This window comes from Campylobacter suis (assembly GCF_905120475.1).
Taxonomy (GTDB): Bacteria; Campylobacterota; Campylobacteria; order Campylobacterales; family Campylobacteraceae; genus Campylobacter_A; species Campylobacter_A suis.
This window is the reverse complement of sequence record NZ_CAJHOE010000010.1, coordinates 1-14,424: the sequence shown is the minus strand read 5'-3', so window position 1 is coordinate 14,424 and position 14,424 is coordinate 1. Positions and strand designations below refer to the sequence as shown.

Annotated in this window: 16 protein-coding genes and 1 tRNA gene; 2 read left to right on the top strand and 15 right to left on the bottom strand. The window is 35.5% G+C overall.

The window, feature by feature from the left end:
* The first annotated feature begins 64 nt into the window (after positions 1–64).
* Positions 65–1,720, top strand: a complete 1,656-nt coding sequence (locus tag LQV35_RS08945; RefSeq protein ID WP_230057535.1) for a sensor histidine kinase — start codon at positions 65–67, stop codon at positions 1,718–1,720.
* Between the two features lies 1 nt (position 1,721).
* A complete protein-coding gene (locus tag LQV35_RS08940; protein ID WP_230057534.1) occupies positions 1,722–2,399 on the top strand; it encodes a response regulator transcription factor in 678 nt (225 codons plus the stop codon).
* Positions 2,400–2,567: 168 nt separating this feature from the next.
* On the opposite strand, the gene LQV35_RS08935 is transcribed toward LQV35_RS08940, so the two are convergent.
* From LQV35_RS08935 to LQV35_RS08865, 15 genes are all read right to left on the bottom strand, one after another.
* Positions 2,568–4,136 (bottom strand): GumC domain-containing protein, encoded by a 1,569-nt coding sequence (locus LQV35_RS08935; RefSeq protein ID WP_230057533.1) that lies wholly within the window; start codon positions 4,134–4,136, stop codon positions 2,568–2,570.
* 47 nt (positions 4,137–4,183) lie between these two features.
* The gene (locus tag LQV35_RS08930; protein ID WP_230057532.1) at positions 4,184–4,879 is read right to left on the bottom strand and encodes a helix-turn-helix domain-containing protein; all 696 of its coding nucleotides are present in this window, start codon (positions 4,877–4,879) and stop codon (positions 4,184–4,186) included.
* Positions 4,876–5,088 carry a helix-turn-helix domain-containing protein gene (locus tag LQV35_RS08925; RefSeq protein ID WP_230057531.1) on the bottom strand — a complete coding sequence of 71 codons (213 nt, stop codon included), beginning with the start codon at positions 5,086–5,088 and terminating at the stop codon, positions 4,876–4,878. Before LQV35_RS08925 ends, LQV35_RS08930 begins: the two co-directional genes overlap by 4 nt.
* A 309-nt stretch (positions 5,089–5,397) precedes the next feature.
* Positions 5,398–5,664 (bottom strand): site-specific integrase, encoded by a 267-nt coding sequence (locus LQV35_RS08920; protein ID WP_230057530.1) that lies wholly within the window; start codon positions 5,662–5,664, stop codon positions 5,398–5,400.
* Between the two features lie 37 nt (positions 5,665–5,701).
* Entirely contained in the window at positions 5,702–6,628 is a 927-nt protein-coding gene (locus LQV35_RS08915; protein ID WP_230057529.1) for a tyrosine-type recombinase/integrase, read from the bottom strand.
* Positions 6,629–6,811: 183 nt separating this feature from the next.
* Positions 6,812–6,901, bottom strand: a tRNA-Ser gene (locus LQV35_RS08910).
* Positions 6,902–6,955: 54 nt separating this feature from the next.
* On the bottom strand, positions 6,956–8,041 hold the full coding sequence (locus tag LQV35_RS08905) for an AMIN domain-containing protein (RefSeq protein ID WP_230057528.1): 1,086 nt from the start codon (positions 8,039–8,041) through the stop codon (positions 6,956–6,958).
* Between the two features lie 4 nt (positions 8,042–8,045).
* A complete protein-coding gene (locus tag LQV35_RS08900) occupies positions 8,046–8,336 on the bottom strand; it encodes a septum formation initiator (RefSeq protein WP_230057527.1) in 291 nt (96 codons plus the stop codon).
* Positions 8,333–9,583 (bottom strand): phosphopyruvate hydratase, encoded by a 1,251-nt coding sequence (eno, locus tag LQV35_RS08895; RefSeq protein ID WP_230057536.1) that lies wholly within the window; start codon positions 9,581–9,583, stop codon positions 8,333–8,335. Before eno ends, LQV35_RS08900 begins: the two co-directional genes overlap by 4 nt.
* The gene (gene recA, locus LQV35_RS08890; protein WP_230057526.1) at positions 9,583–10,638 is read right to left on the bottom strand and encodes a recombinase RecA; all 1,056 of its coding nucleotides are present in this window, start codon (positions 10,636–10,638) and stop codon (positions 9,583–9,585) included. The genes eno and recA overlap by 1 nt, the downstream gene beginning before the upstream one ends.
* Positions 10,639–10,694: 56 nt before the next feature.
* Positions 10,695–11,168: a hypothetical protein gene (locus tag LQV35_RS08885; protein WP_230057525.1), complete on the bottom strand. Its 474-nt coding sequence runs from the start codon at positions 11,166–11,168 to the stop codon at positions 10,695–10,697.
* Between the two features lie 9 nt (positions 11,169–11,177).
* Positions 11,178–11,951 carry a UDP-N-acetylmuramate dehydrogenase gene (locus LQV35_RS08880; protein WP_230057524.1) on the bottom strand — a complete coding sequence of 258 codons (774 nt, stop codon included), beginning with the start codon at positions 11,949–11,951 and terminating at the stop codon, positions 11,178–11,180.
* Positions 11,948–12,214 carry a flagellar biosynthesis protein FliQ gene (fliQ, locus tag LQV35_RS08875; RefSeq protein WP_230057523.1) on the bottom strand — a complete coding sequence of 89 codons (267 nt, stop codon included), beginning with the start codon at positions 12,212–12,214 and terminating at the stop codon, positions 11,948–11,950. The genes LQV35_RS08880 and fliQ overlap by 4 nt, the downstream gene beginning before the upstream one ends.
* Positions 12,214–13,086: a menaquinone biosynthesis family protein gene (locus LQV35_RS08870; protein ID WP_230057522.1), complete on the bottom strand. Its 873-nt coding sequence runs from the start codon at positions 13,084–13,086 to the stop codon at positions 12,214–12,216. The genes fliQ and LQV35_RS08870 overlap by 1 nt, the downstream gene beginning before the upstream one ends.
* 81 nt (positions 13,087–13,167) lie before the next feature.
* Positions 13,168–14,256: a nicotinate phosphoribosyltransferase gene (locus LQV35_RS08865; RefSeq protein WP_230057521.1), complete on the bottom strand. Its 1,089-nt coding sequence runs from the start codon at positions 14,254–14,256 to the stop codon at positions 13,168–13,170.
* Positions 14,257–14,424 lie beyond the last annotated feature (168 nt).

The following is a 14,424-nucleotide window of genomic DNA, read 5'->3' as shown; positions in this document are numbered from 1 at the left end:
TATATTATCAAAACTAAGACAAGCAAACTAATATAAATTCTGCTATACTCTTGCTAGGAGCATAATGATGAAAAGATTGTTTAGCTATAGCAAGAGTGTGGATTTTAAGTTTTATCTCATTATATTTATTGCTAGTTTTATGTTTTTGGCTTATGGCATTAGGTTTTATAATGATACAAAAAACGGATTTATAGAGCTTTCAAACGAAGGCAAAGCAAATATCACAAAAAATTTGGTTGGCAATTTTAATGCGTGGATAAATGAGCGCTCAAATATGCTTGTTAATGTATCTAAAATCATAGAAGGCGTAGGTGCTGTAAATAATAATGACAAATTAGATAAAATTTTAAAAACATTCTATCAAAACTCAAATGACTTTCACATAGTTCAATTTTTAAAAGATGATGGCACTATGCATGTAAATGGGGATGGTTCAACAAAAAAAAGAATATCTGAAAGACTAAGTCTAATTTGGCGCATACAAACCAAGGATGATAACAAAACCACACTAACCTACATGCCAAAGCACTACCAACTACTAGTCCCAACGCTCAATATCTGCGTACCAAACCATTTGGATAATGATTTTATAGGCGTGCTTTGCGGAGTAATAAAGCTTGAAGATATTTTTACAAATATTAAAAATTTTAACCTGCCACTAAATGCGTACTCGATCATAATCACCCACAGTGGAGAGGTGCTAACACCAATGAAAGACGAAAAACTAAAGGTTAAAATAGAACAAAATCTAAAAGAGAGGCTTTTGGTAGATGAAGAGATAAGCGGACTAAGTATAAACTCAAATTTCATAGCACTCTCAGAAATTCCAAGCCTTAATTGGTATATTGGTGTTGGTGCAAATGATACAAAAGGCATAAAAGACCTACTGGGAAATGCTCAGAAAAATGCTTTTGCTCTTTTTGTGGCTTTTATATTTTTATCAATTTTGGCAAATTTTTTACACAACTACATGTATAAAAGGCTTAGAGATAAAAACGAAGAATATGAAATTTTACTAAGACACAAAGCTAAAATGGCAGAAACAGGCGAACTAATAGCAGGTATTAATCATCAGTTTATCCAGCCTATAAACTCACTAAAACTTATGATCTCAACACTTTTAGTTTTGAAAAAAGAAAAAAGCCTTAGCGATGATGAGTTAGAAGAGATGCTTCAAAACGGCAAAGATTCTGTAAAGCTACTGGGTGATACGGTAGAAATATTTAGAAATTTTTATAAAACTAGTGAAAATATAGAGGATTTTGAGATAACACAGAGTATAAACAACCTACTTATGCTTATGCATACTGAGCTTAGTAGAGCAAATGTCAAAGCAAGCGTTAAGACCGATAAGAAAGTATACCTCATTCAAAAACAAAACATAATCCAGCAAATTTTACTAATACTAATTCATAATGCCAAAGATGCATTAGTAGAAAAACATAAAAATGATATAGAAAAAAGAAAAATAGATATATTAATATCCAGTGATGATACAAAATGCCATATCGCAGTGCATGATCTTGGAAACGGAATATCAGATGAGATGAAAAATAAAATTTTTAGCACACCACAAACTACGAAAAAAACGGGTAACGGCATAGGGCTTTACTTTGGCAAAAAACTAGCAAATGAAAAAATAAACGGCGATATAGTCTTAAAAAGCTTGTTAAATCCGACCATTTTTGAACTAAACTTTGATATACATTTAAAGGCATAGCATGCAAACTTCAAAAGATATTTTATCAAAACTTTCGATTTTAATAGTTGAAGATGATAGGGCGGCGCAGTTATATTTAAAGAGTGGTTTAAAGGCGTATTGCAACAATATAATAATAGCAAACGATGGATATGAAGGGCTTGAAAGCTTTAATAAGCATAATTTTGATGTCGTACTAACAGATATTCATATGCCAGCAATGAATGGCTTTGAGATGATGAAAAATATCCTAAAGATAAAGCCTCATCAAAAATTTATCATCTTTACTAGCTATGATACTGATGTAAATCTCGTAAAAAGTGTAGAGGCAGGAGCTGCTATGTTTCTTAAAAAGCCTATTGATATACAAACACTCAGATATACTCTACTAAGCATAGTAGGAACAAAAGAGCAAAAAGATGTGCGTTTAAGCGATATAGTAAGCATAGATATTCAAAATGAGAGAATTTTTAAAAACGGCGAAGAGATATATCTAAGCTTTTTACAAAACAAGCTTTTTTGGTTATTTGCCTACAACCTAAACAAGCTCGTAAGTTATGAGATGATAAGTGAGTATGTCTATGAAAACGAACCTGTTAGCAAAAAAGCTATACAAAATATGATAACACGCCTTAAAAAGGAGATCGATATATCTATCCAAAATATACCAGAGTCTGGGTATATAATGTATGCGGAGTAGTTTTATAAAAAATTTTAAAGAATAGTTTGTGCTCTAATGGTAGTTTATTTATGTAAAGGTGTGATAGCATGTGCTGTCACTTGCACTAAAGAGAAGAGCTATCTAAAAATTCGCTAAATTTTGTTAATTTAATATTAAGATTGAATGTTATTGTCTCTTTTACGATAGTCACATTCCCATTGAATACTCACTATCCTTCCTTTCATTTAAAACATTGCTATCAAACATCTTTTTAATACATGGAAACATATCTTTAACCCTATCTATAAAACTCATTACCTTTGATTTAAAATTTCTAAGAGCATTTACCTCATTGCTTAGTTTTTTTATCTCACTTTGTAGTGAGCTATTATCACTTGATAGTTTTTTATTTTTTTCTTTATATTCTTCATTTTCTTTGCTAAGATTTTGCACATTTGATTTTTCAGAGTTTGCTATGTCTGTGATTGCTTTATTAGCCTCTAGTTCTTGAACTACACTTTCATGCTCGCTAATATGCACAAATTCTTGCGATATTTTTGTTTTTAGCTTTTGTAGTTCATTTTTATATTCATTTGCTTGAGTTATGATAGGCTCATCATCTTTTATTTTATTTTGTAGTGTTAGTATGGCTTGCTTTTGAGATGATACTTTATTTTTTAGATTTTCTATCTCTTCATCTTGGTTTATTTTATCTGATAGTTTATCTTGCAAATCTTTATTTTTTATTTCAAGCTCTTTGGCGTTTTGATATCTGGCTTCGTTTTGTAAAATAGTTGTAGTTAGTTCATCTATTTGGTTTTTTAGATCTTGTTGGGTTATTATGTTGATATTTTGTAATGTATTTTTATATATTATGCTTGATATGCTAGCAATTAGTCCCTTAAATTGATTTTCATCTATTTTATAAAAATTATTTCCCAGCAAGGACTTATGATGCGTAAGTTTTTCTTTTAATATGCTTGAAACACTTTTTTGAATAGATAGCTTAAACTCTTGTTCACTTTTAAACTCTCGCTCTGTTTGGTGCATCTGCTTTAAATTTTTATTTTTTGTTTTACTGCCTTTAACTCCCCTAGCTGCAATCCCATCAAATGCTTTAGCTCCCATATCTTGAAGCAAGGATCCAAACTCGGACGTCTTTGCTTTACCATCAAATCTTATGTTTTTGTGAATATTAAAATTATAATTTGTGGTGATTATCTGGTAGTGTTTAGTCTTTTCGTCATTATGTTCTGCTATAAGCAGACATTTTACATTAAACTTCGCACAATAATCATTTATAAATCTAATCACCCTATCCAGCGTAATAGTTGCATTGATGAAATTGCTATTTAGACCCTCTTTGTCTCTATTTTTGCGGTCTGTGCCAAATGTTATGATAAACTCATTAAAGCCAACCATATTATCCCGCCACCTATTTTTGACAACTCTGCCATTTTTATATGTTGAGCTTTGAGCTTCATAGTCTTTAATAAATTTATCTTGCCAGCAAGATAACAACTCTTTTATATACCCATCATCATTAAAATTTTGATCCGTTCTTAGATCTATCTCTCGCATGTTCCCATTATCGTTGTATTCGCTAAGCACTATATATCTATTTGATAGACTTGAACTTCTAAGATAGTTAATATGCTGGCTGTGTTTTTTCTCACGAACATTATGCCGGTATCTAGTTACAGCATCGCTTAGTGTTAAAAACTCGCTTCTAACGCTAAGCACTACTTCGTTCTTATCAATCTTTAGTCCAGCCATATTTTATCCTACGCCTATCTCATCTTTTATACAGACTTTTACGATATTTATGTATCTTCGTTTGTGGTAGCCATACTGTTAGCGTAACTCGTATCAACTGCTATATTAAGCGTGCTGTTCTTATCGATACTTTCGCTGTTTTTATCACTATTATAAGCACCCCTATTGATTTCATTTAAATCGCCAATAGGTACAACAACCCCTAGCTCTGCTTTTTCGTTTTTTTCAACATAGCCATTGTTGCTACTGCCCTTATCATATAAATGTCTGACTGCATTATCTGTGGGACTAAAATTTTGTATATCATTATTTGAGTATTTGCTAAAAGATGTTTTATTTAGACTATCGTTATTACAATTATTCTCATTAGTATAGTCTTTTGAAATACCATCATCTTCTTGTTCGCTTATTTCATCTGATTTGTCTGTTGTTATTAAGGGCAGTTGTTCTGCTTGCTTAGTCATCTTAGAAGCGTTTATCTCATCGAATATTTTGCTAATATCTGCCTCCTTGCTTGCCCCATCTTTGCATGTTTTGTAATTTTTGCCCACCTTAGTGTGATCATACTTAGAATTAGCAATAAACCTAGATATATCTTCTTCTGTATAGTAATATATAGCACCCATTTTTCTACAGGGCAATATACCCAAGTTTCTAAGTCTTGCTTGTGCTCTTTTTGAAATTCCTAAAATACTCTCGATGTCTTCAACACTGTAAAGTATTATATCTGCTATATTTATCATAATAATTCTCCTCTCTTACCAGGTATTTTTTCTAGACCTAAAATAAATTCCTCTATGCTTGCTAGATTGTAAAATATTCTACGTCCGAGTTTTATAAAAGGTATTTTCACCCCGCCGCCTTTTTCCATACGCCACTTTGCTTGAGTTTGTAAAGGTATACCATATAATCTATATAGATCATCTGGTGTTATTAATTCTAAAGTTTTCATTTCTTAAAATCCTTTTAAGTTTTTTAACTGAGAGGATCATAGCATTTTTTTTCAAAAAAACAAATTTTTTTTGACTATAACTCTTCCATATATCGATGTTAGCTGCCTATTTAATCTAGTTTTAAGAATTATTATGCTATTTTATTACATCGATGAATACGACTCTATCGGCATCTGCAATCAAATAAACACGTTAAAGGTTGCTTGTAATTTGGATGTTAAAAAACTTGAATTTTAGATGGAAATTTTTGGTAAAAATTTGTCAGATAAATAAAAATTTGATAAAAATAGAAAATTGATGCCAGATTTTTATATTTGTAACCCCCATTCTAGTAATTTATCATGCCAGTAAGAGAAGGCATCTCTTTTTCCTTGTTCAAATCTAGCCCTATGATAGCTCTCATCGCTTGCTATAACCTTTCTAAATCTGTGATCAATACAAAGACTTAATATCTCCTCGGTAAAACCGAGCTTTTGTGTATAGTTCAGCTCACTCATTATTGTACGAAAGCTACTTCGAAATCCGTGCATATCCATATGATTCGTATATCCTAGCCTTTTTAGTGCCATTCTCATTGAGTTATCGCTTATAGGCTTTGTTCTACTAAGACCTTCAAAATATATACCCTTTCTTATTAATAGAGCTTGGAAGAGTTTGTAAGAGCTTGATGGCTGTATCTGTAAGGGGTATTATAAATTTATCCCCCATTTTCGTATCATCGCCAGATATACTCCACTCTTTCTTATCAAGGTTTATATCCTCCCATTTTGCCATCCTAGCATTGCTTGGACGAAGCGCGTAGAGCATAGTCCATTTCATGCATCCTATTACATTAATATCTCCCCAATACTCATTCATGCTATATATAAGGGTCTTAAAATGCTCGATATCGACTATGGACTTTCTTGGAGTTGGAGCTACTTTTATAAAGTTCTTTTCGAAATTCTTAGATAATACCCTTGTAGGATTATTCTCAATATAGCCATTAATAACCGCAAAATCAAATACCTGATTTAATCTATTTAGCACTTTCTTTACTGTATCACTTTTTGGATTTGCCTTGGTTTGCAGACTTTTTAACGCCCTTAGAAACAGTGGCGTGGCCACTCTTTGGTTGTTTATCTCATCAATACTAACATTTTTAATGATATTAAGTAGATTAAACTCAAATCTTGATAATTCAGATGGTAAAGTCTTAAAATCTTGCGTAGCAAGCGCATCTTCTTTGTATATCTGCCATAACTCATGAAAGTTAGATAGTGTGCTTTTATGTATCGTTTTGTTTTCAGAGAGATTTTGTAGTTTTGGTAAAGCATCGCGGATAACTTCTACTATACCATATATTCTTTCTTGCCATGTGCCTATTGTTTCTGTGGTGTAGTCGCCTTTGCTATTTTTATAACGAAGCTTAAAAATTTTGCCTCCGCTTGCATAGTGATACAGTTTCAAGGCTTTTTGACCTTTGATTGTATAACTAACCTTGCCTGTTAGTGGAGCTATAAGTGCCTTTATTTCCTTCTCTGTGCCTATGGTTGCCATTTTTCAATCCTTGAATTGTATCACTTGATGAAATTTTTGTTAGTAATACAAAATATTTTAGAAAATTATAGCAGATTAAAAATATTTTTCAAGGTCCATTGGAAAGACAATATGAAGCAAACGCCGTATTTTAGGAACTATCTGGAAGTTTTTAGAAAAAAAGAAAATTAAGGAAAAAGTTAGTGGCGGACAGAGAGGGATTTGAACCCTCGAGCCCCGTTAAGAGCTGCACCCTTAGCAGGGGTGTGGTTTCAGCCACTCACCCATCTGTCCAAGTAAAATAAAAGAGAGATTTTAGCAAAATATAACTAATTTCTGGCTTAAAATTTACCTTTTTAGCTCTAAAATATAACCCTCATTCTTAAGCGGTGCAACGGCATAGTCTGACCGCTCATTCAAGCGTATAACCACTCGGTAGTTGCCTTTATGCCAGCCAATAGTTATATCTTTAAATCTACCATGATTTAAAACTATCTCTTTGGTTTTAAACGCCTTGTGCCTTGCACTAAAGTCAATGACTATCTTGCGTTGCTCGTAAGCAAAATGCTTAATCATTTTATCTTTTGTTATAATCTTTAAGCCATTTGAAGTAGGCTCAAATTTTATAAAATTTAGTCCACTAAAGAGTGTTTTAGGCTTTGTTTTTTGTGTAGTTTTTTTATTCTGCTTTGGCGATTTTGCAAAATGCTCAGGTTTGCCTGTGTTGTTTATCAGCTTGTCTTCAAGTGTATTTTTTTTATCTGTTTGCATACCAGTTGCATTTTTTGCGACCACAGCATCTTTTTTAGTTTTAGGCGAAGTTTTGGCTAAAACAGAAATATCACCATCTTTTTTTATAGAAATTTTTAAGCTATTGTTTGTGTCGCTAAGCAAAGTTGTATTTATCTCCATAGCTTTTGTAGCAGGGGTTGGCTCAGGTTTTTGTACTTGCTCCTTTTTTTTGGCTATAACTGGAACCGTTGTAGCTGAGTCTGAAATTTTTACAGGTTCCAGTTTTATGCTTACAGGGGCTGGTGCCTCTATGCTTGAGAGCTCATGCTTGCCTTTTTTGGTTATGTTTACATCAAGTGGTTTTTGCTTTGGGATAGTTACTGACACATCAAGTTTTGGGATACTGTCAGCTTCTAGTATGCCCGTTTTTGAGATGATATACTCTTCGTTACTATCAACAGTTTTGTTTACATCAATAACTTTTTGTCTTATAGTCCCATCGCTTGCCTGGTAGTTAAAAATGATATTTAAAAGCAAGCTCGCATCTTTTGAAAAATTTACATCTTGCTTCTCTAAAGCCTCGTAAGACTCAGTTAAATTTGTAGTCATAATGCTTGTATTTAGCTCAGTTGTTGGGATAAATGGGTTTTCTCGCGCAACAACCAACGAAATAAACAAAACAAAACACACAATCTTTTTCATAGTTTTACTTTTTACCGCTTTCAGGCTCAAGCTCTTTAAGCTCAAAATACTCTTTTTGCAACTGAGCATTGTATCGCTTGAGCGTCTCAACATCTTCTATCAAACGCTCTTTTTTTGTCTGAAGACCAAGCATTACATCAAGCGAGCGCTTGCCAAAGAACATATTTCCTACATAAATTCCAAGCATCACAATAACACAAATAACCGCAAAATATATAAAAAATCGCTTAAAAGAGTAAGCTCGCTTTGCCCTATTTTGGGTCTGCTTGTCATACTCTTTTAAAATTTCACTCAAATACTATCTCCCAAAAACTCACCAGCCTCAAGCTCTATCTCAAGCAAGCGGTTGTATTTTGCATTGCGTTCGCTTCTGCTTGTGGCACCTGTTTTTATCTCGCCAGTGTTTAGCGCGACTGCAAAATCTGCGATAAAGCTATCTTCGCTCTCACCGCTTCTATGACTCATCACGCAGCGATAGCCGTTGCGCTGAGCTAGACGGACAGTTTGCATAGTTTGAGTGACTGAGCCGATTTGATTTGGCTTTATCAAAATAGCATTTGCTACGCCCTTTTGTATACCTTCGCGCAAAATTTTCTCGTTTGTTACAAAAAGATCATCGCCAACTAGCTGAACCTTCTCACCAAGTCTTTCCGTTAATTTTTTCCAGCCATCCCAGTCATCTTCGCTAAGTCCATCTTCTATCGAAAATATCGGATATTTTTCACACAAGCTTGCGTATCTTTCGATTAGCTCTTCTGAGCTAAATTTCTTGCCCTCAAGCTCGTATTTGCCATCTTTATAAAGCTCGCTAGCCGCCACATCTAGGGCTAGTTTTATCTGCTTACCAGCTTCATATCCTGCCTCGCTTATGGCTTGCATTATAAGCTTTAAAGGCTCTTCATTGTCTCTTAAATTTGGAGCAAAACCACCCTCATCACCTACAGCCGTGCTATGCCCTGCGTCATTTAGTATAGTCTTTAGTTTGTGATAAATTTCAGTTGCAGCACGAAGAGCGTCGTTAAAATTCTCAAACCCAAATGGCATTATCATAAATTCTTGAAAATCCACGCTGTTATTTGCATGAGCACCACCATTTATGATGTTAAACATAGGCACTGGCAATATACTAGCATTTGCACCGCCAAGATAGCGGTAAAGTGGGATTTTAAGGCTATTTGCAGCAGCTCTTGCGACTGCCATAGATACGCCTAAAACAGCGTTTGCACCTAAATTTGAATAGTTATGAGTGCCGTCAAGCTCAAGCATCTCGCCATCTATTGCCATTTGGTTATAAGCGTCAAGACCGATTATAGTTTCTGCAATGCGCTCATTAACATTCGCAACCGCCTTTAGTACGCCCTTTCCAGCATAGCGACCATCTTTATCGCGAAGCTCTAGTGCCTCACGCTTACCTGTGCTTGCTCCACTTGGGACGATGGCGCTTGCGATTGTTCCGTCACTTAGAGTTACTGTTGCGCGAACTGTTGGGTTGCCCCTACTATCAAGGACTTCGTGCGCTATCACATCTTCGATATAAACCATCATTCATCTCCCTTTTCGTTATTTTCACTCTTATCTTCGTCATCTTTGCCACCACTTAAAAGCTTGGCAACGCCCATTGAATTTTTAATCGTTGATACAATCTCTTCAGCCACTTCTGGATGCTCTTTTAGATAGGCTTTTGAGTTTTCACGACCTTGTCCTAGCTTGCTAGCCTTGTAGCTAAACCACGCACCGCTCTTATCTATCACATCAAGCTTGACTCCGTAGTCTATTATCTCGCCCTCACGGCTGATACCCTCTCCAAACATTATATCAAACTCAGCTATCCTAAATGGAGGTGCAACTTTATTTTTTACAACTTTTGCTTTAACTCTGTTACCGATACTCTCTTCAGCTTGTTTTAGGGTCGCAACACGGCGCACATCAATACGAACAGACGCGTAAAATTTGAGCGCATTTCCACCTGTTGTAGTCTCTGGGGTTCCATAACCCATAGAACCGATCTTCATACGAATTTGGTTGATAAATATAACCATAGTGCCCATCTTATGGACGATACCAGTTAGTTTTCTAAGGGCTTGACTCATCAAGCGAGCTTGAAGTCCAACATGCTGATCCCCCATATCGCCCTCTATCTCTGTTTTTGGCGTAAGAGCAGCAACACTATCAACCACTATAACATCTATCGCGCCGCTTCTTGCGATGGTTTCGACCATATCAAGAGCCTGCTCACCAAAGTCTGGCTGAGCAACATAGAGATTATCCGTATCAACGCCTAAATTTTTAGCATAAGCAACATCTAAAGCATGCTCGGCGTCTATAAACGCACATGTACCTCCAGCTTTTTGGCACTCTGCTACGATATGTAGTGTAAGTGTGGTTTTACCAGAGCTTTCTGGTCCATAAATTTCAATGATCCTACCCTTTGGCACACCGCCTATACCTAATGCCAAGTCAAGCCCTATCGAGCCAGTCGAGATTGATTCTATAGGCTCTATCTGCTTGTCTCCAAGCTTTATCATAGCGCCTTTTCCAAAATCCTTTGTAATCTGCTTTAAAGCCAGATCAAGGGCTTTTTGCTTTTCTGCATCCATTTTTTACCTTTATAAAATTTTGTATTGATTTTAGCTAAAAATACTTAAAATTTTGCCTAATCACAAATGATTATACTCTCATTTAATGCGCCCGCAAGCTCTGCCAGTTCATTTATTTTGTTACTTTCAAGCAAGATAAGTGCGTAGTTTTGGCTATCTAGTGCAAAAAGCGCCATGGCAAGTGGCTCTTTTAAATTTTTTACACACTGATTTATAAATTTTTCACTAAGTTTTTCGTGTTTTAGGTTTGGTATTTTTGTAAAATTTTGTTCGCCAGCAAGCTCTATAAAGTCTACATCGCTGATACTTTTATCAAATTTTTTTACTAAATTTTGCTTAACTAAACTTTTTAAAATTTCCGCCACACTATTTTGGCTCATATCTACACCAAAAATAGAGCCGATTTGCCTTAAAACTTGCGCTCTATCAGTCTTGTTTTGATTATTTTTACGGGATTTATAAAGCGCAAAAAAACAAAGCAAAACAAAAACTATACTAAGCGTCAAAAGCTCTTTTATCATTTCATTCATCTCTTAACCTTAAAGCACTATGACTTCAGTTTTTAGCTCTATACCAAAACTCTCAAAAACTCTCTTTTGCGCAAGGGCGATGAGAGTGGTAGCGTCATCAAAGGTGGCATTATTAAAATTTATCAAAAAATTTGCGTGTTGCTCGCTAAATTTAGCCCCACCAACAATATATCCTTTTAGCCCAACAGCCTCTATAAGCCTGCCAGCAAAGTCACCAGCTGGGTTAGCAAAGCAACTACCAAAGCTAGCTCCTCGTGGCTGATTTGCCCGTTTGGCTGAAATTTCATCTGCAAATTTTATATCAAAACCTCGAGCAATCTCAAATCTAGCCCCAAATATCGGCTCACATATCCCGCTATGTCTGTAAGAAAAATTTATCTCACTTTTTGGCACCCAGCCACGATATAGTAACACATCCGTAAGCAAATCACTAATGCTAAGTCCAAGCAACCCAGCATTCATAAAAACCATGCCACCAAGAGTTCCAGGGATAGACTTAACAAACTCAAAGCCAGATATATCATGTTTTTTAGCAAAATTATATATCGCCCCACTTTTTGTCGCAGCGCCGATCTCTAGGCAGTTATCTTGTAAATTTATATAGTTAAATTTTTCGCTTAATATTGCCATTTTTGGTGGCGTGGCAGATACTAGCAAGTTATTTGCACCACCTATCATACGCGTGCCCTGCTCTAGTTTGCAAGGCTCGTTAAGCACCAAAACTTCATGCTCGCCGCCAATACGCACAGAGCTGTATTTGGCAAAATTTATAAGTTGTGTCATTTGATAAAGCTTGGTATAAGATTTATCGTACGCATAGTAAATTCAATCATCATCGAAGTCATCCACGGCATCAAAAAGATGATAACAGCAACTACTAGGATAATCTTTGGCACAAAGCTTAGCGTGGTTTCGTTTATCTGTGTTGTGGCTTGAAATATCGATATAAGCAAGCCCGCTATAAGCCCACAAAGCAACATCGGAAGGCTAAGATAAAGAGCTATCTTAAAAGTCTCAACACCCAAAGAAACTAGCGTGCTTTGCATTAGCTAAACCTTAAATTTTGATATTCAGTTGGCACCAAATGATCTCTTGCCTTTATAGGCTCAGAGTAAAAACCATGCTTTACTCCAAGAGCAAATAGCGTATCTAGAGCGTCTAGCTGAGCTTCGCTCATGCTCACTGAGCTATCGTTTGCGTATAAATTTAGATAGGTTTTTAGCTCATCTTGATCCACTCTTATAAGGTTTCGCTCTAGTAGCATTTTTGAAAGCAGTGGTTTGTGCGTAGTTGCCATTAAAACAGCTTTTGTAAGAACTCTTTCACACTCAATCGCGTCAGTTAGCGGCAAGCTACGACGAATAGCCATACCACCAAGCGGAAGTGGTAAATCAGAGCTTCCAAACTCACGCCAGATGTCCCAAATTTCACGCTCAACTTCAAGCTCAGTAGAAAAATTTAAAATGCTTTCATGTATCAACACACCAGCATCAACCTCTCCACTAAGCACCGCACTTTCAATCTCTAGAAAATTTTTATAAACTATGCGTGCCTCAGGATAAGCGATACGAAATAAAAGAGCGTTGCTTGTGTGCTCACCACTTAAGGCAACTTTGAAATTTCTCTTTAAAAAAACACCTTTTTTCTTAACAAGCTTTGGTCCATACCCCTCACCAAAACTTACAGCTGTGCGCAAGAGTGCGTAGTCATTTTTAATAAGCGGATAAAGCGCAAAACTAATAGCGGTAGCCTCAAAAGTGCCCTTTAGCGCCTCTACATTTAGGGTTTGTATATCAAGTGCTGTGTTGCTAAAATTTAAGTTTTTGCTACTTATCCAGCCGAATTTTACCGCCATATACATAAAAATATCATCGGCGTCTGGCGAATGAGCAACGCTGATGTGTTTAAAATTTTTCAAATCACTTCCTTAATTTTGCTAGCTAAATTGTAGCTAAAAATGGTTTAAATTTAAAAATTTTAACCTATTTTTATGATAAATTTAAAATTTTACAAGCTCGAGTCTATCCGATCCTATTTCGCCTCTACCAAATTTTGCCTGTGGTTTGCCATTTAGCTCAACAAGATCGGCAGTAAAACTACATGTATCATTTTTAGTTAGATATGCCCCGACTCCATAAATATCAACTGGTGTACCGTAAGCTTCAAATTCTGCTATCTTTTCTGGTGTAAAGCCTGAACTTACGACGATCTTAACATGCGTATGTCCATTTTTATCTAAATTTTCACGCAATGCAAAGATAAGCTCCTTGCAAACCCCATGCGGGTCAAAGCCACTTGTGTCTTTGTTTAAAAAATACTTATCGATTAAATTTTTAGATGTATCAACTCTAACGGCACCAAGTCTTTTACCAAAGGTCTTTGCGACTTTGATGGCGTCTACAACCACATCGTTATTATAGTCAACAAGTGCAGTGAGCTGGTCATTTGGAAAGGTTTTTGTATAAATTTCACAAGCCTTAAGTATGTCACCACCACACATTTGAATAAGCGCATGCGGCATAGTTCCAAAACCTTTACCACCCCACCAAAGTCCTTGTGCGTCAGTAGAAATTTTGCGAATCCCTGCAACATAAGATGCGTAGCCATCGCCTATTTGCGTACTTATATCATCAGCTCTATCTGCCATACTAAAGACTGTTTTTGTATTTGCTGCTTTGATGGCTTTCATCGTATTTGTCGCAACACAACTTCTGCGAGATAGGGTTGCGTCTATGATATTTTCTAAATAGCCAAAATTTTCATATGAGCCTTTTATCTTTAAAACTGGCTCGCCAGAGCTTATGATGTCGCCATCATTTAATGCAGAAATTTCCAAATTCTCTAAATTTTTTCCAAATTCTTTTACAAGCGCTATACTTTCGTCGATCCCACATAACATAATGTCGTCTTTTCTTTGAAAAAATTGCATAGTAACGCTTTGAGAAGGCAAATTCTCTTTTATTATGCGATTTACTTTTAGGAAATAATTTGCCGCATAAAATCCACTAGCTATACGCTCATCAAACTTAAATGTCTTATTCGTAAGCCTTTTTATAAGCTTTTGCTCTTTTAGCTGAATTTCATTCATTTTTGCCTAAGTCCCTTTTATGCGTCTTGTATCATAAATGATTTTTGGATAAATTTGCCCCTCACTCAGAAATTTTCTCTTTAACCTCTTTTGTCTTCTTTACCGCTGACTCTTTAACTTCCTTTGTTTTCTTAACCGTCTTATCCTTTAGATCTTTAGCCTTTTCCT

What these genes read in the sequence shown, in the direction of transcription:
- LQV35_RS08925 (WP_230057531.1), bottom strand. Translation starts at nt 5,088, where the DNA reads ATGAAAACTTTAGAATTAATAACACCAGATGATCTATATAGATTATAT.
- LQV35_RS08920 (WP_230057530.1), bottom strand. Translation starts at nt 5,664, where the DNA reads ATGAGAATGGCACTAAAAAGGCTAGGATATACGAATCATATGGATATG.
- LQV35_RS08865 (WP_230057521.1), bottom strand. Translation starts at nt 14,256, where the DNA reads ATGAATGAAATTCAGCTAAAAGAGCAAAAGCTTATAAAAAGGCTTACG.
- LQV35_RS08940 (WP_230057534.1), top strand. Translation starts at nt 1,722, where the DNA reads ATGCAAACTTCAAAAGATATTTTATCAAAACTTTCGATTTTAATAGTT.
- eno (WP_230057536.1), bottom strand. Translation starts at nt 9,583, where the DNA reads ATGGTTTATATCGAAGATGTGATAGCGCACGAAGTCCTTGATAGTAGG.
- LQV35_RS08930 (WP_230057532.1), bottom strand. Translation starts at nt 4,879, where the DNA reads ATGATAAATATAGCAGATATAATACTTTACAGTGTTGAAGACATCGAG.
- LQV35_RS08935 (WP_230057533.1), bottom strand. Translation starts at nt 4,136, where the DNA reads ATGGCTGGACTAAAGATTGATAAGAACGAAGTAGTGCTTAGCGTTAGA.
- LQV35_RS08880 (WP_230057524.1), bottom strand. Translation starts at nt 11,951, where the DNA reads ATGACACAACTTATAAATTTTGCCAAATACAGCTCTGTGCGTATTGGC.
- LQV35_RS08915 (WP_230057529.1), bottom strand. Translation starts at nt 6,628, where the DNA reads ATGGCAACCATAGGCACAGAGAAGGAAATAAAGGCACTTATAGCTCCA.
- LQV35_RS08905 (WP_230057528.1), bottom strand. Translation starts at nt 8,041, where the DNA reads ATGAAAAAGATTGTGTGTTTTGTTTTGTTTATTTCGTTGGTTGTTGCG.
- fliQ (WP_230057523.1), bottom strand. Translation starts at nt 12,214, where the DNA reads ATGCAAAGCACGCTAGTTTCTTTGGGTGTTGAGACTTTTAAGATAGCT.
- LQV35_RS08885 (WP_230057525.1), bottom strand. Translation starts at nt 11,168, where the DNA reads ATGAATGAAATGATAAAAGAGCTTTTGACGCTTAGTATAGTTTTTGTT.
- LQV35_RS08945 (WP_230057535.1), top strand. Translation starts at nt 65, where the DNA reads ATGATGAAAAGATTGTTTAGCTATAGCAAGAGTGTGGATTTTAAGTTT.
- recA (WP_230057526.1), bottom strand. Translation starts at nt 10,638, where the DNA reads ATGGATGCAGAAAAGCAAAAAGCCCTTGATCTGGCTTTAAAGCAGATT.